Source organism: Shimia sp. R9_1 (assembly GCF_017743775.1).
Lineage (GTDB): Bacteria > Pseudomonadota > Alphaproteobacteria > Rhodobacterales > Rhodobacteraceae > Shimia.
In genome coordinates, this window is the sequence record NZ_JAGHRN010000005.1 from 348,962 (window position 1) to 370,939 (window position 21,978).

Annotated in this window: 17 protein-coding genes; 9 read left to right on the forward strand and 8 right to left on the reverse strand. The window is 58.4% G+C overall.

All coding sequences use genetic code 11. The annotated features are described in order from the left end of the window. Positions 1 to 6: 6 nt before the first annotated feature. The 3 genes from J7399_RS17160 to J7399_RS17170 form a co-directional block, all read right to left on the reverse strand. Positions 7 to 1,227 carry a polysaccharide biosynthesis/export family protein gene (locus J7399_RS17160; protein WP_209087922.1) on the reverse strand — a complete coding sequence of 407 codons (1,221 nt, stop codon included), beginning with the start codon at positions 1,225 to 1,227 and terminating at the stop codon, positions 7 to 9. Continuing rightward, the gene (locus J7399_RS17165; protein WP_209087924.1) at positions 1,220 to 3,436 is read right to left on the reverse strand and encodes a polysaccharide biosynthesis tyrosine autokinase; all 2,217 of its coding nucleotides are present in this window, start codon (positions 3,434 to 3,436) and stop codon (positions 1,220 to 1,222) included. The genes J7399_RS17160 and J7399_RS17165 overlap by 8 nt, the downstream gene beginning before the upstream one ends. Positions 3,437 to 3,534: 98 nt before the next feature. Then, positions 3,535 to 4,983, reverse strand: coding sequence for a hypothetical protein (locus tag J7399_RS17170; RefSeq protein WP_209087928.1), 1,449 nt, complete (start codon positions 4,981 to 4,983; stop codon positions 3,535 to 3,537). 191 nt (positions 4,984 to 5,174) lie between these two features. Between J7399_RS17170 and J7399_RS17175 the strand changes: the two genes are divergently transcribed. The 4 genes from J7399_RS17175 to J7399_RS17190 all read left to right on the forward strand — a co-directional run bounded on the left by J7399_RS17175 (position 5,175) and on the right by J7399_RS17190 (position 9,815). Further along, positions 5,175 to 6,644, forward strand: a complete 1,470-nt coding sequence (locus J7399_RS17175) for an oligosaccharide flippase family protein (protein WP_209087931.1) — start codon at positions 5,175 to 5,177, stop codon at positions 6,642 to 6,644. A 156-nt stretch (positions 6,645 to 6,800) separates the two neighbouring features. Further along, the gene (locus J7399_RS17180; protein WP_247742938.1) at positions 6,801 to 7,067 is read left to right on the forward strand and encodes a hypothetical protein; all 267 of its coding nucleotides are present in this window, start codon (positions 6,801 to 6,803) and stop codon (positions 7,065 to 7,067) included. Further along, positions 7,067 to 8,920 (forward strand): hypothetical protein, encoded by a 1,854-nt coding sequence (locus J7399_RS17185; protein WP_209087934.1) that lies wholly within the window; start codon positions 7,067 to 7,069, stop codon positions 8,918 to 8,920. The genes J7399_RS17180 and J7399_RS17185 overlap by 1 nt, the downstream gene beginning before the upstream one ends. A gap of 97 nt (positions 8,921 to 9,017) precedes the next feature. Next, positions 9,018 to 9,815, forward strand: a complete 798-nt coding sequence (locus J7399_RS17190) for a metallophosphoesterase (protein WP_209087937.1) — start codon at positions 9,018 to 9,020, stop codon at positions 9,813 to 9,815. Here J7399_RS17190 and J7399_RS17195 read toward each other — a convergent pair. Continuing rightward, entirely contained in the window at positions 9,715 to 10,839 is a 1,125-nt protein-coding gene (locus tag J7399_RS17195) for a glycosyltransferase family 1 protein (protein WP_209087940.1), read from the reverse strand. The genes J7399_RS17190 and J7399_RS17195 overlap by 101 nt on opposite strands. Positions 10,840 to 11,056: 217 nt before the next feature. Here J7399_RS17195 and J7399_RS17200 point away from each other — a divergent pair, with 217 nt between their 5' ends. Then, a complete protein-coding gene (locus J7399_RS17200; protein WP_209087943.1) occupies positions 11,057 to 12,115 on the forward strand; it encodes an acyltransferase in 1,059 nt (352 codons plus the stop codon). Positions 12,116 to 12,123: 8 nt separating this feature from the next. On the opposite strand, the gene J7399_RS17205 is transcribed toward J7399_RS17200, so the two are convergent. Continuing rightward, positions 12,124 to 13,020: a hypothetical protein gene (locus J7399_RS17205; protein ID WP_209087947.1), complete on the reverse strand. Its 897-nt coding sequence runs from the start codon at positions 13,018 to 13,020 to the stop codon at positions 12,124 to 12,126. A 145-nt stretch (positions 13,021 to 13,165) separates the two neighbouring features. Continuing rightward, positions 13,166 to 13,612, reverse strand: coding sequence for a hypothetical protein (locus J7399_RS17210; RefSeq protein WP_209087950.1), 447 nt, complete (start codon positions 13,610 to 13,612; stop codon positions 13,166 to 13,168). A gap of 958 nt (positions 13,613 to 14,570) precedes the next feature. Between J7399_RS17210 and J7399_RS17215 the strand changes: the two genes are divergently transcribed. The 3 genes from J7399_RS17215 to J7399_RS17225 are packed head-to-tail and all read left to right on the forward strand — an operon-like array spanning position 14,571 to position 18,277. Continuing rightward, positions 14,571 to 16,019 carry a mannose-1-phosphate guanylyltransferase/mannose-6-phosphate isomerase gene (locus J7399_RS17215; RefSeq protein ID WP_209087953.1) on the forward strand — a complete coding sequence of 483 codons (1,449 nt, stop codon included), beginning with the start codon at positions 14,571 to 14,573 and terminating at the stop codon, positions 16,017 to 16,019. Positions 16,020 to 16,031: 12 nt separating this feature from the next. Further along, positions 16,032 to 17,180, forward strand: a complete 1,149-nt coding sequence (locus tag J7399_RS17220) for a glycosyltransferase (RefSeq protein WP_209079434.1) — start codon at positions 16,032 to 16,034, stop codon at positions 17,178 to 17,180. Then, positions 17,177 to 18,277 (forward strand): glycosyltransferase family 1 protein, encoded by a 1,101-nt coding sequence (locus J7399_RS17225; protein WP_209087957.1) that lies wholly within the window; start codon positions 17,177 to 17,179, stop codon positions 18,275 to 18,277. The genes J7399_RS17220 and J7399_RS17225 overlap by 4 nt, the downstream gene beginning before the upstream one ends. On the opposite strand, the gene J7399_RS17230 is transcribed toward J7399_RS17225, so the two are convergent. Together J7399_RS17230 and J7399_RS17235 are read right to left on the reverse strand one after the other, a co-directional pair. After that, positions 18,274 to 19,050, reverse strand: a complete 777-nt coding sequence (locus tag J7399_RS17230; protein WP_209087960.1) for a sulfotransferase — start codon at positions 19,048 to 19,050, stop codon at positions 18,274 to 18,276. The genes J7399_RS17225 and J7399_RS17230 overlap by 4 nt on opposite strands. Before the next feature lie 101 nt (positions 19,051 to 19,151). Beyond that, complete coding sequence (locus tag J7399_RS17235; RefSeq protein ID WP_209087963.1) at positions 19,152 to 20,783, reverse strand: hypothetical protein; 1,632 nt, start codon at positions 20,781 to 20,783, stop codon at positions 19,152 to 19,154. Positions 20,784 to 20,988: 205 nt separating this feature from the next. Between J7399_RS17235 and J7399_RS17240 the strand changes: the two genes are divergently transcribed. Further along, the gene (locus tag J7399_RS17240; protein ID WP_209087966.1) at positions 20,989 to 21,903 is read left to right on the forward strand and encodes a glycosyltransferase; all 915 of its coding nucleotides are present in this window, start codon (positions 20,989 to 20,991) and stop codon (positions 21,901 to 21,903) included. The last annotated feature ends 75 nt before the right edge of the window (positions 21,904 to 21,978 follow it).

Genomic DNA, 21,978 nt, shown 5'->3' on the forward strand with positions numbered 1-21,978 from the left:
CAACACTCAAAAGTCGTTTGCAGCATTGCCCATCAAAGCGGAAACAATCACCGCATCGCCTGGTAGAACGACGGTGTCGCTCGTCGCGTCCAAACGCTCGATTCCGGCGTTTGTTCTACGCAAAATCACGTAATTCATATCCAAAAGATCGCTGGCGGATCCAAGAATCAACCCATTTGAGGAGAGTACAGCCAATCTTTGGCGCTGATTCTCATAGCGTTGCCGCAGACCATCGCGGGCCTGCACAGCGCTCCGCAAGGCTTCCAGCGTTTCAATGCGTCGCTGATCATGAAAGTTGGATTGCGCGCGGGATGCAGCGATCCAGTCACTTTGCGCACGCGACTTCTGTGCCTCCAATTCCAAGATGCGCGCGCGTGCCTCGGACTCAAGGCGTTCTTGCGCCGTGACAATGGTCGCGCGCTGCAGACCGCGCTCCGCCAGGGATCTGGTGCCCTCCAACTCCTCCACCCGGCTCAGCACGACATCCTGCTGAATCTCAATCCGGCTGTCCAAAAGAGCGATTTCCGTTTCCAGCTCTTTGAGATGCTGATCCCAAAGCGCGTCTTGCCTACTCCCCTGCGCAATGAAGGTGCTCAACAGCTGTTGCTCCAACCCAAGCTGCGCTTGGGTGATCTCAGGCAAAGCCACTGGCATCTCGCGCGGATCGACATCTTCTGCGGCAAGCACCGACTTTTGCGCCAACTGCGCTTCCAGCCGCGCGATCCGGACTGTCTGATGCGTGATTTCAAGGGCTGCCGCACGAAGTTGTCCTTTGGCATCTGCCTGAAGCAGTTGCCGCTGGTCATCACTCAAGTCTGTCAACGAAACACCGCCTGCCAAACCAAGCGCAAGCTCCACGGTCAATTGTGGCAGGAAATCAAACGACCCCGGGCGCTGCACTTCTCCGACAATTACGATGGGCGCATGGCTCTCAATCGCCAGACTGATATCCGGATTGACGTAAAGCTCTGCCGTCTGCAGGTCTTTCTCAAGGGCTCGCTCGGCCTCCTCCAGTGTTAATCCCGCGACACGCGACTGCGCCAGCCCTGCGAAACGCAGATACCCATCCAGATCAACGGTGCCTGTCATGGGTTGCGACTCTCCCAGCAAACTTGCCTGAAGCCGGTCGCCAATCACCAGCTTGTAGCCCTCTCCATAGGCCAACGTGGCACCTAAACTCAGAAGCGCGGCACTCAGGCCCAGCGCGCATGCACTCGCTCTAACCATAATTGTAGTGCCTCACATAATAGTCGGGATCCTGCTGTGTGGAGACCATGGTCAAAACCATGCCTTCCGGACGCGCTCCGATACTGGCGAGATGTGTCAGCCCCATTTTAACGGCGCGTTTGGGCGTCTTACGCCAGCGCACCAGATACAACAGGCTGTCCGCCACCCCTGCCACCATCAGCGCATCGGACACCGCGAGCACCGGAGGCGCATCAATGATGACAATCTCATAGTGGCGCTTCAGCGTTTCCACCAACTCGACAAGTTCAGAGTGTTTGACCGCATCAGACAAAATGCCTTTGGAGGAGGAGCTGCCCAGAACATCAAAATTCAGAGCGCCTCCGCGCATGATGGCCTGACTGAGCGAAACACGCCCAGCAATGAAATCCCCAAGATCATGCTCCATTGTCAGATTGGCTTCGCGGTAGATCGCGGACTGTCGCGTATCCAAATCCACGAGTATCGTTGAGCGGTTGGAAATCGCAAACATCCGCGCCAACGCCAAAGCCGCAGTTGATTTCCCTTCATTCGGCACAGAAGACAACAGCACGTAGCTGTGCGATGTACCACTCTCTTTTCGGCTGAGCAGGGTTTCCCGCAGCTGCCGCAAGCGTTCGCTGAATAAGGAATAGGGATCATCTGCTAGGGAGGCAAAGATCTCTCCGGGGCCAGACCAATTGCCTTTGGGCAGGCTGCCCACCACCGGGAAGCCATGCGCCGCTTCCAGCTGCGCACTACGTGCAAACCCATGGCTGCTGGTTTCAAGCACAAGCGCGGCGATCAACCCAATCACCAGTCCTAAGACCGCACCAAAGGCGGTCAGCAGCTTCGGCCGCGGTGCAGAAGGGCCTGAAGGGATTTTTGCAGCGTTGATCAAAAAGGCTTCGGCACTTTGCAATTCAACCTGTGAACGCGCCTCGCTCAAGCGCGCCAGCCAATCCTCATAGGTGCCGCGCAACGCATCCGCCTCGCGTTCCAGCTGGCGCAGCTCAAGCGAAGAGCGCGAGATGGCGGCCAGCTTGGCCTCCAGTTCGCTCACGTTTTCCAACAGCGCCTGCTCGCGAAACTCCAGTATGCGCACATCATTGCGAAAGCCTTCAATAACCTTGCGCGCCTCATCGGTCATTTCCGCATCCAGCTGCGCAATCACCGAAGCGATTTGTCGCCGCTCTGGGTGCTCTTCCTCCAAACGCGTTGCGAGATTGGCATCCTCTTGCAGCAAAACCAGACGGCGCTCCCGCAAGGTCGCGAAGAGAGGCGAGGACAACAGATCACCAACAGCGGGCGCACCGTCTCCCTGCAACACCGCCTCGATCTGCTGAACCTGCGCCTCTTCTGCTGCAATTTCCGCGCGCACCCGGGCCAGCTGATCATTGAGTTCAATCATCTGCTGAGACACGATATCGCTGGAGGCCCCATCGCTGATAATCTGCGCACTCTTGAAGTCTTCGACCGCCGCCTCGGCGCGTTCAACCTGCGTGCGCTGTGCCTCCACCTGATTGGACAACCATGTGGTCGCACGAAGCGCCGCCTCGCGCCGGTTGACGATTTGCTGCTGGATATAGCCATTGGCGAGATTGTTAGCCATGAGGCTGGAGAGCTGCGGATCCACCGTTTCAGACAGGATCTCGATGACATAGGACTGGCCCACGCGCCGAACCGAAAGCCCCTCGCGAATGCGCGAGGACACACGGTTCATCTTCACCCGCTCCGGCGGGATCAGCGCAGGCGGCGCATCGATCTCCTCTGTGGTGTCGGTTTCTGAGCCGGACGCGGGCTTTTTTGAGCGAAACCAGGAAAACGGCGGTAGCGGCGCATTGGCCTCGGCATAAAGCGCATCAATCCGATCCACACCAATGCTGCTGATGGCCTGTTCAAGCAACTGATTGGATTGAATGACCGCAACTTCGCTGTCCAAGATCGGATTGCTCAACTGCAAATCAGACACCAGCGCTTGCGAAGTCGAAATCTGCGTATCCCTTGGGTCCAGCATCAATGTGGCGCGCGCGGTGTAGTAGCTCGTCATCTGCGCGGTCAGCAAATAAAACAACGCCGCGACAGCGAATGAGCATCCTAAAATAAGCCATTTGCGCCGCAGCAAAGAGTGCACAAACTCGCTCAGATCAACCTCATCGCCCTTTGCATTGGTGGCGGGTCGAACGATGTAGGAGCGCTCCGTTCCAAGGTCTTCGTTGCCAAGCGGATTCACATTCAATCTCCGTGCAGCGCCAAAACGCACTGTCGTCTCAATTCAAAAGGCGCCTCATCACTGTCACGCTCTATGCGCAGTCCTCCGGGGCGCGGCACTCAGCTTTTGAGCGACACACCATGCATCTCTGCCCTCAATTTTGGCCGAAAAGGCACCGGTCGCATTGGGCGCCCCAACAGTTCTGATCCTCGGGCAATACCTACGGCGAGCCCCGCCATCGCAAAAAATTCCGTGCCCAGATTGGGTGTCGTCTTGGTCAGCATCGCCTGCAGAAAAACCGCGCCACAGCCATATTGCAGGGCTGAGACCACCAGCGCCTGCTGTGATGCGTGATCCACCGCCCGCGCGCGGATCACCCCGACCAGAAATGCTCCGAACAACAGGGTTCCAACCAAGCCAATATTGCCCAGTGTCGCGCCAAGCCAACCGTTGCCGCGCACCGATCCGATGCCCGCCCCCAGCGTCCATGTGTCCCAGAAATTGACAAACGCCTGCCGGTTCCAGCTCATGCGCTCCACCCCCGAGGAGGAAGACAGCTTGGAAAACAAAACGTGGTCAAAATACTCCCCAACCGCAGGCACAAGGTTGAGGATCAACACAGCGGTTCCGACAAAGAGCGGCAACAAGACAGCAAAAGCGCCCAACATCCTGACCTGCGCCGGAGGCAAATGATCCAAATGCATGTGGCGCAGCTGAAGGCCGAGGAAAATCAGCATAAACGCCCCCACCGCCGCATAGGTACCGCTGGAGGTCGAGCGCAGCACCAGAACCGTCCCCACCAGCAGGCAAATGATCGCCAGCACATTTGAACGGTCGCCCACCCAATATCGCAGCCAAAATCCAAAAAGCCCGATGGTGTAATAACCAAAGGACGACGGCTCCGGAAATCCTCCAACCATGCGCTTTGCGCCCAACAGCATCTGGTGGTCCAGCATCTGATAACCGGAGGTCCGGATCACGCTCAGCAAGTCCGGCATGCCCAGCGCGTAGGAGGCGACATCTGCAAATCCAAGCGCGGCGTGCACAGCCAATGCCGCCGCCATTGCACCCACCACATGCTGCGGCTCGGGCCGTAGCCGGTAAAGCGTGGCGAGCACCAGAAAGGCGGAAGCAGACAGAAGAAGGCGAAAGGCCTGCGCGATATTGCTGTTTGACAGCTGCAAGGGCTGCAGCATTGGTAGCGCCCGGTCCTCATAGCGCACCACCTGAAAAACCTCGGTCTGGCCGACAAACAGGCGCGGCAGGAAAATCGCCGATACAACCGCCCCGATCAAACACAGTAACAGCCAGAACCCGGGGCGATAGGGGCGCAACGTTCCCAAAGTCTGGCTAAACCAACGGCGCTGAAAGAAGAGCTGCACCATCATAACCAGCAGAACAATATCGCTGACCAACAGGGATGTGCCGCCAACTGCCGGAAAGGAAATCGCCGCCGCCGCGCCAAAAGGCAGAGAGATCACAAAGGCCCAAAGCCCGCGATACGGCCCCTGCAATAGCAGGACACTGCACAAAAACACGGCAATAAAAGAGGTCGAGACGAATTGCATACCAAACCAGGTCTCAAATACGCTTTACTTACAAATACCGACAGGATGTAACATTTTAAGGCAATTTAACAGCCGCGTTCCCTATTCACGCGCCAAAACCTCTGAATTACCGATATCGCGCCCTGTGGCGCACGAATTTTCATCACCCGTACTTTGGTTTCTTTTATTCAAAACTCGGATTTACAGGACAGATGGCAGATCGCGCTCCCGCAGCCCAATCCTCAGGTCAATCCAAAATCCAATCCGGCGCGAATGCGGCGCTCTCTATAATTGGCCTCGCATCGCAGCAAATATCCGGATTTGTCATCACGCTGTTGGCCGCAGGCTTTCTCGCCCCCGTTGAATATGGTGTATACACGCTGGCCATAGTCTTTGTGGAGCTGGTGCTCGCGTTCACCTATGCGGGTTTTTACCATTTTATCGTGACCTCGTCGGAGGATGACAAAGCGGTGCTTTCCACCATGTTTTGGCTGATGCAGCTTGTGGGCTGGATTGGCGGCGGGGCACTCATCGTGTTTGCCCCATGGTTGGCACAGGTCTTTGACAGCCCTGATCTCGCCCCCGTCCTGCGCTATCTGGGCCTGCTACAGCCCTTTGCCTCCGGCATGGCCTGGGCCAGCGCCGTTCTGATACGGCGTCAGCAGATGCGGCGGCACTTCATCATCATGCTGCTGCAAAACAGTGCCGCAATGCTCGGCGGCGCAGTGGTGCTTTGGCTGTGGCAGTCGCTCTTTGCACTTGTGGTCTACCGCTATATCCGCGTTGTCATCGGTGTTTTTCTTTACAGCGTCATGACGCCGGATCGGCCACATTTCCTGTTTCACCGCCCGATGGCAGCACATGCGCTGCGCTATGCCTCAGGCCTTTATGGATCCCGCCTGCTGGTGTTTGTCTCCAATTTCGGCACGGACCTGTTGCTGGCCTATTTCTTCACAACGGCAGAATCCGGTCTCTATCGGTTCGCCAATCGGCTTTCGACCGCTACCATTGATATCGTAGGGCAACCCTTGCGCAGTTTTGCGCTCAACCAATTTGGCGCAGCTGCCCGCACAGGGGCTCAGCTGGAGCCGGTTCTCAACCGCTTTTGTGGCGTGATGGTCATTTTGATGGGAGGCTTCGCTGCCACCATTCTGGTATTCGGAGCCGATCTCGTCACGACGCTCTTTCACCCAAGCTATCTCGCCGCCCTTGGCGCCCTATATGCGCTGTCGGTGCGCGCCTTTGCCGGATTTGGAAATGCGCTAATCCTGCCGATCTTTGCGGCCCGCAACAAAACGCAGGTGTCGATGTATCACAATCTGGTCTGGACCAGCGTGATGATCGCCACCATCTTTGTCACCTCCGATCAAGGCCTGAACACGCTTGCATTTGCCCAAGCCTGCGTGGCCATCCTCACAGCAATTGCCGCACTCGTGCTGATTTCTTGGCAAGGCGAGGTGCCCATTCAGGGCGCAGTTTACAATATCCTCATCGCATTGGCGGTGGTGGGCGCCTACTACGCCGCCGCCAGTGGCCTGTGGCTCTGGATCAAAGGTGGGATTGGCGTCAGCGGTCTCAGCCTTGGCATCGGCCTGTCATTGGCCACGCTTCTGGCTCTGGCGACGATCGGCGCGGGAATGCGACTGCGCGTGTTTGATATGCGGGTCTTTGCCGAACGGTAAGCCCATCTTACCAAGCCAACACAGACAGCTTCCGTTGCCCATACCGCGTGACCTGCGCGCGCTGCGCCCACGCCTGATTAAGCACGATCTGGCATCCCCCTTGCCCATCAAGCTCAGGCACCCCGCCTGACCGATTGACCATGCGAGGACACAGCTTTGCCGTCACCAGATGATTTTTCCCAATATCCCGTCACCCTGAATGCTCCGGCGGTGTCTCTGCAGGAGATCACCCCAAACGACAGCGCAGATCTCAGCAAAACCACACGCGCCCTGAACGTCGCCAGCAGCGGAACGGTGCGCCTCACAACCGCAGATGGCTCTGTCGCCACGCTCTTTGTTGCCGCCGGGATCACCTTCCCAGTGCGTGCCACGCGCGTCTGGACCACAGGCACAACCGCAACCGGCATCATCGGGCTGAGCTGATGATTGGGATCGGCCTCGACATCTCTGCAAGCACGCTTGGGGAAGCCGGAACAGTCTCACCGCAACCCAGCTTCATCGCTCTTCTCGATGCAGAAGGGCAATCCAACATCGTTGGCTTCAATTCCATCGACAGCCTGCCTGCCTCAGCCCGACGCCTTTATGGGGACGTAACCCAACTCTCAATCACCGCCGGCGCTGGCACCTCCACGCCAACAGTGGAAACCCTGCCCTATGTGCTCGCCGCAGCAGGTGAAACAATCGCCGGGCAAGAGGGCCGCTACGGGGAGCGCTGTCTGACATCCGGTGGCGGCAGCGGTGGCACAGGCCCAACCATCGGTCTCGCCGCAGCCTTTGACACAGGCACGCTTTGGGGAACGGCGCGCACGCTCCTGCTGGCCAAAGCAGCCACGGCAGGGCAGCATATCGACGCCTTCCGCCCAAGCCTTTCCGGGCAGGTCTGGCAGAATAAGATCCACGGAAGACGCCATCTGCGCCAAGCGCTCGCGGGCCTGCCTGCTCCTCTGCGTTATCAGGCGAAAATCTGGTGGCAGGGCGAAACCAATACCAGCACGCCACGAGCCGAGGCCAACCTCACGCACCCCGATATCACCGACTACGCCCAGCATTTTGAGGAGATCTACGCCTTTGAAGAGGCTCAAATGGGTGCGCAGCCGCCCTGGTTTCTGATCGCACTGTCTCCCATCGAAACCTCCCTTGGGTCCGGCCAACCCGATCCTTACACCGCCGCAATCAACGACCAATTGCGCGGCCTCTGCCGCTGGCACATCGCGCAGGATGGCACCATCACCGACGCGGCCAACGGCGGCCATCCTCAGCGCTATTTTGTCGAGCACGGTTTGCGCAACGGCAACAATGTGCATCTGACAGCGTCTCAAATGCAGCAACTCGGCCAGCTCATCGCCAATGCCCTTGTGGATCTGCGCGGTGCCGATGGCGCGTCGCAATCCTACGCTCCGGCATTGCGCCCTGTCATCACGCGGCTCGCCGAAGCGGACATCTCGAACGCGGATCTGACCCTGTCCTTGCGCAGCACCGATGGCGGTACGCTTTATGTGGCAGCACTGCCAGCAGGCGATCCGGCACCGACGCCCGCGGAGTTGAAAGCTGGCACAGGCTTCCTCGCCAATCAGCAGGAAACCCTGCCAAGCACTCTTCCGCCCGGCGGACAATCCACGGTCCTTCTAAGCGCTCTGCCGCAGGACACGCCATTGGACATCTACGCGTTGCTGACGACAGACGAGATCGACAGCACCCTGCAATCGCTCCCCAACATCACCCTGCCCTCCAGCGCCTCGGTCTGGGATGTGACCTATCAACCAAGCCTGTTCAGCTACTCCGAAAATGGGGCGTTGGTGAACAATGGCGAGACCGGCACCCGCTATGCGCGCGGCACCCAAACACGTGCAACAGGGAAGTTTATCTTTGAGGTCGATGTGTTCGGGAGCGTCGTCTTTGTCGGGATCGGAGATCAGGATGCCCCGCTGGGCGGCGGCACCAATGGTGTGCGCAAAGCAGGCTGGTTGGGCACCACACTGCGCTTTTCCGGCAGTGGGCTGCAGCAGATGGGATCACATATCAACAGCCAGACAACCGTGCAGGTGGCCGTTGACCTGACAGCCCGCCAGCTCTGGCTGCGCCCTACCGGCGCAACCCTCTGGAACAACACTGCCGATGCCGATCCCGCCTCCGGGACCTCTGGTGCAGATATTTCGGCCGTCCTTGGCCCCCTCAAACCGCTCGCAGGCCTTGGCCCTGGAACAACCACCGGCGCACGGTTGCGCACCTCCGGCCTCACATTGCCACTGCCAACGGGCTTTCAGCCCTGGGGCTAGCGGGAGGCTCCGCAATTGTGACCAATCCCTAGCGCTTCCCGCTTGACCCCGGACAAAAGCATGCCAGTCTGAGCTTATACTCCGATCTCAGACTGTGATGCCTCTGTTTCCCCGCCTGTTCCGCACCAAACCGCTCACCGAGAGCGCGCTTGCCCCGCAAAAGCCTTTCTTTGCCGTCGGCGATGTACATGGCTGCGCCGATCGTCTGGACGCAGCCCTTGGCTGGATCGCCTCCCGCCCTGAGGACGCAAAAGCACCGGTGGTGCTTCTGGGGGACTGTATAGATCGCGGCCCCAACAGCGCCGCGGTACTGCGACGGCTGTTCAGCCTGCGTACCGCCTGGCCAGACCTGATCTGCCTGCGTGGCAATCACGAGGAAATGCTGCTCGGCTTTCTGGATGATCCGGTCCAATACGCCCCAATGTGGCTTGGGGCTGGCGGCGCGGAAACCCTGCAAAGTTTCGGCCTCACACCGACCACCAACAGCGAAGACGCGCTCTATGATCTGCGCGATGCCCTTGCGCAAGCCATGGGTGTGGAGATGATCCAATGGATGCTCGACTGGCCCTGGCTCTGGCAATCCGGCAACATCATTGCGGTTCACGCAGGTCTCGACCCAGCCCAATCGCCCGATGCCCAAGACCCGGCAGTGCTGACCTGGGGCAATGCCGACTGCTATGACATTCGCCGCAAAGACGGGCTGTTTGTGCTGCACGGCCATCTCATTGTGGATCGCCCCGGCCTGATCAACGGGCGCATCGCAATCGACAGCGGCGTCTATGCGACCGGCGCGCTCACCGTGGCACGGATCGAAGCCGGTGGCCTTGCGCTGAAAACAATAGACCAGCCTCATCCAGATGCGCCGCAAACTGCGCCGCCGCTGCCTGCCAAGTAAATGCGGCACTCTGGGCGCGCCCTGCCTCGGCCCGCTCTTGTCTTTCCTGCGGGTTGTTGGCGATGTCCTGCATCGCAACAGTCCAAGCTTGAACGTCTTCTGGATCGGCGTAGCGCGCCGCGCTGCCACAGATCTCCGGCACAGCACCGCGCGGCGCAGCAATCACCGGACAGCCGCACATCATCGCCTCTACAGGAGGCAACCCAAATCCTTCCGTCAGCGATGGAAACGTCAGGGCCAGTGCATTTTCATATAAAGCGCGCAATTGCGCATCACTCACCCGCCCCAACAGGCGCACCGACGCACTTTCCCGCAGACCGTTTTCGCCAAACACCCGCGCATTGCCGCCCCCCGCGATCACCAAGGGCGGTGCTCCCGCGCCGCGCCGCTCGGCCGCGGCGATCAACATTTTCAAGTTCTTATGCGGCGCCAAGCTGCCAATCGCGAGAAAATACCCCTGCGGTTCCAGCGCAAAATCTGTTAGGATTTCCGGATCCGCAGCGGTGCGCAAAATGTGATCCGCCCCATTGTGCACCACGCGCGCCTTGCCGCGCGGCACGACACCATGCGCCTCCAACTCCCCCGCTGAAAAGCGGGAAACGGTCAGAACCAATTTGGCCGTCCGCCCCAATCGCGGCTGCACCGCATGATACCACATGCGAAAGGCGCGCGCGTATGCCTGCGGCTGTGTGAACGCCTGCGCATCGTGCATCATCACCACCTGATTTGCTGAGGCAATCGGCCCGATATTGCAAAGGCTGAGCAAGGTCTCCTCTGCCGCCAAACCGGGCAAAGAGACCTGCTCCCAAAGTTGCCCCTTCAAGATGCTGTCGGAAATTTCCACCGACTTGATCGGAGCGTCAGGAAAGGTTCCCAGCTCCTGAATTGGTCCTGGCTGCGGCACCACGCATCGCAGCTCCGGCGCATCGTCCCGCGCCAAAAACGCGCGCATCAGTTCCACAGCAACCCGGTCCACACCGGTCGGCGGTCGCGTCAAAAAGCGGCCATTGAGCAAAAGCGCCATCTCAAAAACACATCAAAGCAAACACATAAAAACAGCCTTACCATGCGAGCGGCTGCCGGATCTTTCAACAGCATTGCCACTTGGAGGCGCAAAATCTGCCCAATGCTGGGCACTATCATCTCCCGTAGGTTGACAGAGCCCATCTTTCCAGCAGAGCTAAAAAAGAGATCCGACCCATCTTTGTGTGCCAAGGCCGTTCGGGGAGAGGTCATTTGCTATGCTGTGTAATGTACAAGTTCTGCGCGCTGTTGCCGCGACCATGGTGGTTCTGCACCACCTGCGCACGCCGTTGCTCCCGCATGCCCCATGGATCAAGGACATCCATGTAGGTGCGGCCGGGGTCGATATTTTCTTTGTAATTTCGGGCTTTATCATCACGCTGACCACGGCGCAGAGAACCGCCACGCCGGCACAGTTCTTTGCACAACGCGCTACACGCATCGTGCCGCTTTACTGGCTGTTCCTATTGCTCATCGCTGGCATGGTGGCCGTTGGGCTGCGCCCCGTTGGCCTCACCGACACAGACGCCACGCTGACCAATCTGTTCAAATCCATGGCCTTCATTCCGTTTGAACGCAGCAACGGCGCGCTTATGCCCATTCTCGGCGTCGGCTGGACCCTCAACTTCGAAGCGTTTTTCTACCTGCTCTTTGGCACAGCGCTTTTTCTGCCCAATCGCCGTCGCCTGATGGTGATCACCACTTACCTGCTGCTCCTACCGCTGGCTGGCCTGCTTCTACAGCCCTCCGGCGCGGTGGCCCTCTTCTTCACCAACAGTATTCTCTTGGAATTTCTCACAGGTTGCTGGCTGGCGCATTGGCACCTGAAAGCAGGCACCATTGGCGGGCGGCGCAGCACCGGTTGGCTGTTGATCGCAGCCGGTGGCCTCGGACTGGTCCTCCCAGAGATTTTCGACTGGGGGCCGGATTTCCAACAACTCATGCCGCTTCGGTTTCTAATTTTCGGCCTGCCGGCCTTCTGCATCGTGGCTGGCGCACTTTGCCTGGAGCGCGCTTTCCAGTCGCTCAAATCCCCGTTTTTGCAACAACAAGGCGCTGCAAGCTACGCACTCTATCTGTCTCACACCATAGTTCTGCAAATCGGAGAAAAAGGGCTCGCAGCCCTTGAAATCGACACACTGTTAGGGCCCATCGGCACTGCGGCAGTGCTGTTTGTTGCGGCAATCGCTGCGGGCACGGCCACCCACCTCTGGATCGAACGGCCTATAACCCGCTGGTGCCGAGACAGTTTCACCCCAAAGCGCTCACAGGCCTAAGCCGCCAGCTATCGGTAAATCCGCTGCAGAACCGCGGCAACGCTCTGAATGGCAATGGCTTCGCCGCGCGAAAAGTTTTGCGCCGCCACCCGTTGCGGCCGGATCTGGATCACCCCTCTGTCAAAGCGATCCGGATTACCGAGGACCGAATGATACTGCGCGCCCGGTGCGACATCCCTCTCGCCACGCCAATCCATCGTGTCCACCAGTCCCAAAAACCAAGGCTCTAGCGCAGCGTGCAAGGTCGGGCGCGGCGCTTTGGCAAAATCCAGATAGTTCACGCGGCTCACCTTCTGCCCTCGGCAGGCCAGACTGCGCGCGGCTTGTTCCACTTTGATCCAGTCGAGCGCGGCGCCCCCCAAACTTGGCTTTTTCATCAAGCTTTTGGTGGAGGGTTCAAACTTCGGTTTTCGCCATGACGCGATCACATCACGGGCATTGCGATAGGCGTGTAAAAACACCGGAGGGCGTTCTGAAGCTGCCAAAACCCAAGCGCGCGGCCCCGCCTTGGAACTGTCGAGCACGATCTCGGCACCGCTCGCAACCCGCACGCCGTCAAACAGCCGAGCCTGCAATGCGTTAAAACGTACAATGCCCGGATCGCGCGCAATCTTTCTGAGATCATACCGCTGTCGCACCAGAAACTTATTGCGGATCACACTGGCCTCCAGCTCCGCAAGTTCCGCCAGATCATCCGCATCAATTTCAGCGTGCGACAAAGCGCTTTGCCAGAAAGTGCAATCGGGTACGGTGGCACCGCAGGAACACATCAACCCGTCAATCGGCAGCCGCCACAGCGCGTGGATTTCTCCAACGCCCACCAATCTGTCTGAACTGTTGAGAACGCGCTCCATAACGGTGGAGCCGCTGCGCCCGGAGCCGATGATGTAAATCAGCCTGTCCAAGAAACCACCCGCAAAACAAATCAACCAACGCTGCCAGCTTATCGCGCGGCCCGTTTGCGGTAAACGACACAGGCTATTCAGGCAGCTCCATTTGGCCAGTCGCTCATTTTTTGATCAGGCTGCTTTGCTCAACGGTATCTCCTGTTCACGCGAGAAGTGCTTCCAAGCGATCATCCTGCTGGCCTTCGCCCAGCTGAAGGTCACCGAAGAGGTTGATGGCCTCACTATTCCGACCCAGCTGATTGCGTGATGCCACAAAATCCGGACCACGCTCATCAACATGCGCCAGCTTCAACACCAGTCGGTCACTTTCGAAAATATCAAAGCTGATGGCGCGCTCGTATACTTCATCGCCGGCCAGTGCTTGTACTTCGACATTGTCCCGCAAAACATCTGATGGGCCACCATCGGCCAGATAGTCGTCAACCGTCACCTCAGCCAAACGATCAACGCCATTTGCGCCGATCACATTGTCATCTCCGTGCCCGACAAAGAGCACCTCGCCCCCTTGGCGGGAGGTCCAGCGGCTCTCATCGGGGTCAAGCTTCAGAGTTCTGTCTTTCAAGACATCGCGTTCCGCGGTGTCAGTCATTTTATCTTCTCCACCTTGGCGCAGACCTTCTGGCTCCTGCACCGGATTGGGACTTTGCGTCCGATCTTCTCTGCCGACCATCGCGGCTTGCTTATGCGCCGGGCTGACGAACCGATCCGTTGAACGCGCCCCCACTCGATAGGAATGCTCCAGAGGCTGTGCATACGCACTCCGCCCGCGACATTCAGGAAACGGCCACTATTCCTCGGTTCAATTCCGGCACCACAATTGCTTCAACAGAGTCGATATCTCTGCGAAGTTAATTTTCTACTGATCACTGAAAACGGTGGCAGCGGCACTACGCACGCGCCTGACACAAGATTATTTTTGCCTTTTGAATTATTTCGAGCGCGTTTGCGAGACACGAATAGTTAACAAAATAATAATTCGGCAAATTGCCGCCGAACTGACGTTAATGCAACCAGCAAACAATCGCCCATAACGCTGTCCGCAATGCTGATTTCTCTCACATTCTGTTGATCAAACCCCCAAGGACGACACGCCAATTCAACGCTCAACCATTTCGATAATTTCGCCAAATCAAAAACACGACAGCGTTTCATAAATCACAAAATCAAAATTAATCCTTCATTAATATTTAATGAACAATACTTAACCATAAGGAGAATAGATCTAGGGAAGATCCCCTATCCGCCACAACCTCTGCCAAAACCACGACCTGACGTCACCGCAACAACCGCCTAACGGCTATGAAAACAACGCCGCATACTCTTTCGTGCGGAACTTTCCTCAAACGGTTAGTTCATGCGCAAAAGAGCTGGCAGTCAGCCTAATTTTCAGGCAATCTCCCGCAGCGGGTGATAGTTTTGTGACAATGTTCTCAATAACTTGAGGCAGTCACATGATACACTTATACCTGAATTCAGTTTCAGGATCTGCGTATACCCTCCCTGAATATTCTTCAGGATCTGTAGATTAATATTGGAGATAAACCCGAATGAAAGTTTCGCCGGTTTTACTTTGTGGCGGTTCTGGAACGCGCTTGTGGCCTCTTTCTAGAAAGAGTTACCCCAAGCAATTTGTCGAATTGGTTGGCAAACACACTCTTTTTCAATCATCCGCCCAGCGCCTTACGGGCGGAATTGAGAATATGAGTTTCTCAACCCCCGTTGTTATTACAAATTCCGACTTCCGTTTTATTGTCACCGAGCAATTAATGGATATCGGAATTGACCCCAAAACCATTCTAATTGAGCCCGAAGGCCGCAATACCGCACCCGCCGTATTGGCAGCGGCCCTGCACCTTCACTCCGAAGACCCGGACGCCGTCATGCTTGTGGGGCCATCTGACCACGTGGTGCCTGATGTGACCGCATTTCAGGCCAGTGTCAAAGCAGCGCTGCCTGCACTTGAGCGTGGTGAACTGGTGACATTCGGCATCACGCCAACCTCTCCGGAAACCGGTTACGGCTACTTGGAGCTCGAAGGCTCTCCCAAGAACGCTGAAGGCACGATCAAGCTGTCGCGCTTTGTCGAAAAACCAAAGCTTGAAGTGGCTCAAGCCATGCTTGAGCAGGGCAACTATCTTTGGAATGCGGGCATCTTCCTGTTCAAAGCCAAAGACATTATCGCGGCCTTTGAGGCGCACGCACCCAACCTCATCACCCCGGTCCAGGCCTCTGTTGAGGCGGCCGAAGTGGACCTTGGTTTCCTGCGTCTGGCGCCAGAGCCCTGGAGCGAGGCCGAAGACATCTCCATCGACTACGCGGTGATGGAGCGGGCATCCAATCTCTCTGTGATGCCTTTCACCGGCTATTGGTCTGACCTTGGCGGTTGGGACTCCGTATGGCGCAACAGCGATCAGAACGATCAGGGCGTCGCGCTATCAGGCAATGCCACCGATATAGGCTGCCGCAACACCTTGCTGCGCTCTGAAACCGACACCCAGGAAATCGTCGGCATCGGCCTCGAAAACATCATTGCCGTGGCCATGAACGACGCGGTTCTGGTCGCGGATATGAGCAAGGCGCAAGACGTGAAACACGCCGTCACGGCGCTCAAGGCCAAAAACGCCTTACAGGCAACCGCATTCCCCAAAGATCACCGTCCTTGGGGCTGGTTTGAAAGTCTCGTCATTGGCGATCGTTTTCAGGTCAAACGTATCCATGTCCACCCGGGCGCATCCCTGTCTCTGCAATCCCATCACCATCGGGCAGAGCATTGGATCGTCGTGGAGGGCACGGCAAGAGTAACGGTGGACAACACCGAACAACTGGTATCGGAAAACCAATCAATCTACGTCCCGCTTGGGGCAGTTCACCGGATGGAAAACCCTGGCAAAGTCCCCATGGTTCTCATCGAAGTTCAAACCGGCAGCTATCTCGGCGAAGATGACATCATTCGCTACGAAGATGTGTATTCGCGGGGGCAAGGTGCCAAAGGATAGGTAGGTTTCGCCATGTTGATGCGCTCCCCGGCACGCAACATCGCACTTGTACATGACTGGTTCCCCGGACTTGCTGGTGGAGAGCACGTAACCGCCGAATTGGCGCGTGCTTTCCCCGGCGCTCCCATACATACTCTCTTTGATTTTCTCACCAAGGAAGAGCGTGACTACGCAACAAACGGTGGGCTCAGCCCGCTCAAGGTCAGCCGCCTTAACCGGCTGCCCGGCGTGCAGAAATACTACCGATATCTGTTGCTGCAATGCGCCCGCGAGATCGAAAAATTCGATATGCGCGGCTTTGATTGCGTGATCAGCTCCTCCGCCGCCTTTTCCAAGGGCGTGATCACCGGGGTCGATCAACCCCATATCGCCTATATTCACTCGCCACCCCGCTATGCTTGGGATCTTGCGCCAGAATATCTGGACAGTCTCGGTGGCGGCTTTCTAGGCCAGCTGAAGCGCCATCTCGCACATGGCATGCTCCACAAATTCCGCCTCTGGGATCTGCGCACGGTGAATATGGTGGACCACATCGTCGCCAATTCGGAATTCATCGCCAAGCGCATCGAGAAGGTCTACCGCCGCAAGGCGCAGGTGATCCACCCTCCCATTGATATGGAGCGTTTCCCCTATAACGAAGGCGCGCGTGATGACTACTTTGTCACCGCATCCCGCTTTGTGCCCTACAAACGCATCGACCTCATTGTCGAAACCTTCGCCCGCCGCCCGGATCTCAAACTCAAAGTCGTGGGCACCGGGCCGGAGCAGTCGCGCATCATGGCGCTTGCCGGTCCCAACGTGGAGTTCACGGGCCGCCTTGCCGACGCCGATATGGCCAAGTGTTTTCGCAATGCCCGCGCCTTTCTTTTTGCCGCACTTGAGGATTTTGGCATGGTCCCGGTCGAGGCGCAGGCCTGCGGCACCCCTGTTATCGCCTTTGGTGTCGGAGGCTCTGCTGAAACCGTGCGCGGGCTGGACAAAGGCGATCCCACCGGCGTGCTCTATAACGAGCAAAGCATTCCGTCGCTGCTCGGCGCGGTCGATCAATTCCTTGCGGTGGAGGACGACATCAAACCCAAAGCCGTGCGCCGCCACGCCGAAAGCTTCCGTAAAGAAGTGTTTCAGAAAAAAATGCAGCAACTGGTTGAGGAGATCATGTGACGACCCGACTTCCGGTTTTTGTCAACGGGCGCTTCTTGACCGCAGACACCACAGCAGTGAACACAGTCGCCCGCGAGCTGACCCTGGCCTTGGCCAGACTTCAGGCGACTGACCCGGACGTCGCCGCCCGCTATGACCTCAAAGTGGTTGTCCCCCCCGCCGCGAAAAAAGCAGCGCAAGCCTTGGGCATCCCGTTTCAGGTCTTCGGACGCCTTGGCGGCATTTTCTGGGAACAGCTGGAACTTCCCCGTCTAAGCCGCCGCGGCCGCATCGCTGGTTTTTTTAACACCGCTCCGCTGCTCGGCAAAAACCACGTCACCATGCTGCACGATGCCCATGTCTTTGATGCACCGGAAAGCTACAGCTTCACCACGCGTCAGTGGCGCAAACTGCTGTCTTATGGTGCGGCCACCGATGGGCGCCTGGTGCTGGCGGTGTCGGAATATTCCAAGTCCCGACTGGTGGCTTTGGGCATCGCCAAATCAGATCAGATCCATGTGGTCTCAAATGGCGTCGGTCATCTGGCCGCTCTGTCTTCTCATAGCTACAACCCCAACAACGCTCCGCTGAAGACGCCTTATTTCGTGGCCCTCTCAAGCCTGCAGGATCACAAGAACATCGCTGTCTTGCTACAGGCCTTTGCACGGCCCGACATGCAAAATGCCCAGCTGGTGCTGGTCGGAAAATCCACTAAACAGGCGTTCCTCGGCGCGGGCCATGTCGTGCCGGACAACGTCCATTTCCCGGGGTTTGTCTCCAATCGGGAACTCGCCGCGCTCTATCAAGGGGCCGTTGCCGTGCTCACGCCATCACGCACCGAAGGTTTCGGCCTCCCCCCTGCCGAAGCGTTGACACTGGGCACCCCGGCCATCGCCGCGCCATGCGGAGCCCTGCCTGAAGTGTGCGGTGACGGCGCACTTTATGCGGATCCCGACAACCCTGAGGACTGGGCGATCAGCGCCCAACTCTTGATGAGCCAACCGGCGCTGCGCAGCTCGCTGATCGCAGCGGGCCGTGCGCATATTTCCGACTTCACCTGGGAGAATGCCGCCCGCGCGGTGATTGCCGCGCTGGATCAGCACCGGGTTGCCTCCTAACCCTCTTCCACCATCTGCAACAACGCCTCATAGGCCTTCCGGCATTGCGCCAATAGAGACGGCGCAATGTTGGGCCGTGGCACGTCCACTTGAGGCGCGCGCCGTTCAATCATGGCATGCTTGCCACTTTGGATCGGATCGCCCGCCCCCGCCGCGATGCTCGCCGCCCGACTGACATAGCGGTTCTCTAGCGGAGGGATCATCTGCAGCATGTCCTGAATGCGCGCCACAGCGCCCTCCGGATCAGACAGCAACGCCTCGCTGCGCAACCCGATGCGCCGCTCTGGCGCAAACCGTGGCCACAGGCGAGTGAGCCGCCGCACCCGCGCCAGATAATATTGCGCCGCTGTGGTCTCATCGGGATACTCGCTGGACCCCACATGCTGAAAGAGATTGGCCACCGACGGGATTGTCGGCTCCGGCGCCCGCAACAAGAAGACCACACGCGCGGCAAAAAACGCCTCTGGCAGGTCACGGTCGAGCCGATTGTGCAGCATCTTGTCAAACAGGTATCGCGCGCTCGGCGACCACGCGCTGCGCCTTGCCTGATTGACCGCCAGCTGCCCCAGGCTCCCGCGTCCTTGATAAGAAATATGCGCTTCGCCATAGCCTGAAATCTGAGGATGGCTGCACAGCACGTTGGATAAGGCCGTCGTCGCGCCGCGCATGTGAGACATCACAAATATCGCGCGGTCAAAGCGGCATTGCGGATTGACCGCCGCCACCGCGGCCCCCACCGGTGCCTTCACAAATGATCTCACAGAAACGGTCATAAAAATGGCCAAACACGCAGAATACAAGATTATTCCTGCGCCATCGCCTCCCCTGTGTCAAAGCTTCATGGACCCGAGGCGACCCTTTTCCCACCCGCTGCTCAGTTACGGGCAACCTCAGCATCAAAAAGCTGAAATCGGTGGCGCAAACTATTCCCTCGTGATGAGCCATTTGCCCGCACGACGATGTCCACAGCCTGCCCCGCAGGCAGTTTGACACCCGTCAGTGCGATCTCCTCTTCCGTTTGCACAACCTGCTGCACCAGCACCCCACCGCTGGCCTTGATGACAACCATCACACCATCGCCACCCTGCCCCGTGATCTCCAGCTTAGCGGACACATCAAGCGTAACGTCCTGCCCTGAGACATAGCGATGCACGATCCCGATATCCTGAGCACGCCCCCCGCCCAGCTGCATCCCGCGCGCCGTCAGCCGCACACCTTCGGCAAGATCCGTGCCAAGGTAAGGCGTCCAGGGCCTGCCCCGCGCCTCCTGCCCCGGTCGCGTGACAAACGGCCTCTCTTCAGCCCCAGCCACCTGCAGGAAACGCTGAAATCCCGGCGCTCTGCCCGGAGCGTCCCCCTCCGAAGGGTAGGCAAACTGATCAAAACTATCGGCCAGCAGCGCCTGCGCCCCCAGCCGAATATCCGTGTCCAGCGCAAGTGGCCGCTCTGCGCTGAAAACCAACGGTGCCTCACGTGACAAGGCCATCTCTTTCCGCGCAGGCACCGCCACCGCATCAGCGCCGCGCACAGTCACATCTGCCGCCGTTACTGTCACCGGACGCGACGCGCCCCAAAGCACCAGCTTGCGGCCGCCATCAAAGGCGCAGCCATAGGTAAAGGCTCCTGCGTCAACCGCCTCAACATCCGTGCCCGAGAGTTCCGCAGCAATCATGCGATAGCTGCGCCCCGCTGGCTCGATGCTCCCATCGCGCGCAAATAGCCCCGCATATTTCCCCCTACGCACCAGCGGATACCAAGCCACGCGGTCCACACCCGCCAGCGCCATCTGGCAATAGTACCGCAGCATGTAGCCCGGCGCCCCCTCCCGGTCGATATGACCAAACTCCGTCACATCAATGCCAAGCCCCGCCATCTCCGGATGCCGCCGCAACACCGCCACTTGCCGTACAAACTGTTCAGGCTCTGTGGTGTAGGGATGAAGTGCTATGGCATCCATCCACGCCGCCGCACCCTGATCAAGAAGCCGCCACAGATAGCCTGCGGGGATTGAATGCGCGGCACCGCCAATGATGCGCACCTCAGGGGCTCGCGCACGCAACCTCTCTGAAACCGCGGCCAGATGTGCCGCATGCAAATCCGCGCGCGCCATCGGCCCCAGCTTACGCGCCGGGCCTTTGATAAAACTGCCTCCGTTGAACTCATTGGCCACCTCTATGGCCACCACGCCCGGGTAGGCCGTGGCCACCGCCTCCACATAGCGCGCAAAGGCGGCGATGCCGTGTTCAGTCATCACCGTATTGCCTGCCTCATAAAGCGGGTTGGCGGGATGCACGATCAGCGTTGTCGCAACCTTCTCCAGATCAAATTGCGCAGGAAAGCCCGTGCGCGGCCTGCCGAAGTCATAGGCGCCTGCCGCGCGTTCCAGCTCTTTCCAGGAAATGGAATCGCGCATGTTGAGAATGGGAAACGCCTGCGCCAGCCGCAGCACCCGATCCTGCTGATCCACCCCAAAATTGCTTGCCACGCCAATTGGCGGTGCCCTCAATTTCCCCTCAGCGCCACTTTGCTGCGCAGATAAAAAACCACCCAACAGCACAGTGGCGATAATCTGCCTAAGCAGCGGGCCTCTTTTGCGAAATACCACCAAACACACCATCAAAAACCGGAAAAGGCACAACTGTCACTTTATCGCATTATGCAACCTGCTAGACATATAGACACTGGAAAATGAAATTTTTCGGAGTGCTTGTATGTCGGTTGCCCCAAAGCGCGTAGCAGTGGTGATTTGCTCGCTTGGTCGCTCTGACACTCTGGCCCAAATGATGCCCTATCTGATGCGGCAGACCGTCTTGCCCAGCCGGATCCTGCTGGTGGTCACCAAACCCGAAGACGCGCCGGATTTTACAAAACTGCTGCCTCACGCACCTGTCCTCCCAGAGGTGATCCTCTCAGAAAAAGGCTCTTCCCGGCAACGAAATGTCGGGCTGGATCACGTTGTGGATCAGTCCGATTTTATCTTCTTTCAAGATGATGACTATGTGCCCAGCTGCCATGTGATTGCGGACATCATCAAAGCTTTTGAGGCCTTCCCTGAGGTGACCGGCGTCACCGGCCATCTCTTGGCGGATGGGATCAACTCTGAGGGCATCAGCATCAAGGATGCGGGACATGCAGTGGTCAATTGGGAGCAGCAAGCGCCGGACGCTGGAAGGGGGGAACCCAAAATCCTGAACTCCGGCCTGCTTGGGCTTTACGGCTGCAACATGGCGGTGCGGTCCACTGCGGCCAAAGACGTGCGCTTTGACGAAAAACTGCCGCTCTATGCATGGCAGGAAGATCTCGACTTTGGCGCCCGCCTTCCAGGCCAGAAGGTCAAACTGCAAAGTCTTGTAGGGGTGCATTGCGGCGTCAAATCTGGCCGCGAGCGCAACGGCGCAATCCTGGGCTATTCCCAGATCGCCAACCCGCTCTACCTGATCCGCAAAGGCAGCATTCCGTGGCGGCGCGGCCTGACCATGTGCCTGCGCAACTTCACCGCCAACCACCTGCGGTCCCTGCGCCCGGAGGCATGGGTCGACAGACGCGGCCGCGCCCGCGGCAACTGGATCGCCATTGCAGATGTGCTGATGGGCCGATCTGATCCCGAAAATATACTGAAGATGTAATTTGAGGTCGCTCCTAACGCCTTCCGCCCAATGGGTTTTCCGGTCCCCACTGCAAGTTTCACGGAAACGTGCGGA

Coding starts and splice junctions, on each gene's coding strand:
- J7399_RS17200 (WP_209087943.1), top strand. CDS start 11,057: ATGCTGTGTAATGTACAAGTTCTGCGCGCTGTTGCCGCGACCATGGTG.
- J7399_RS17195 (WP_209087940.1), bottom strand. CDS start 10,839: ATGGCGCTTTTGCTCAATGGCCGCTTTTTGACGCGACCGCCGACCGGT.
- J7399_RS17215 (WP_209087953.1), top strand. CDS start 14,571: ATGAAAGTTTCGCCGGTTTTACTTTGTGGCGGTTCTGGAACGCGCTTG.
- J7399_RS17230 (WP_209087960.1), bottom strand. CDS start 19,050: ATGACCGTTTCTGTGAGATCATTTGTGAAGGCACCGGTGGGGGCCGCG.
- J7399_RS17210 (WP_209087950.1), bottom strand. CDS start 13,612: ATGACTGACACCGCGGAACGCGATGTCTTGAAAGACAGAACTCTGAAG.
- J7399_RS17160 (WP_209087922.1), bottom strand. CDS start 1,227: ATGGTTAGAGCGAGTGCATGCGCGCTGGGCCTGAGTGCCGCGCTTCTG.
- J7399_RS17240 (WP_209087966.1), top strand. CDS start 20,989: ATGTCGGTTGCCCCAAAGCGCGTAGCAGTGGTGATTTGCTCGCTTGGT.
- J7399_RS17170 (WP_209087928.1), bottom strand. CDS start 4,983: ATGCAATTCGTCTCGACCTCTTTTATTGCCGTGTTTTTGTGCAGTGTC.
- J7399_RS17220 (WP_209079434.1), top strand. CDS start 16,032: ATGTTGATGCGCTCCCCGGCACGCAACATCGCACTTGTACATGACTGG.
- J7399_RS17190 (WP_209087937.1), top strand. CDS start 9,018: ATGCCTCTGTTTCCCCGCCTGTTCCGCACCAAACCGCTCACCGAGAGC.
- J7399_RS17175 (WP_209087931.1), top strand. CDS start 5,175: ATGGCAGATCGCGCTCCCGCAGCCCAATCCTCAGGTCAATCCAAAATC.
- J7399_RS17185 (WP_209087934.1), top strand. CDS start 7,067: ATGATTGGGATCGGCCTCGACATCTCTGCAAGCACGCTTGGGGAAGCC.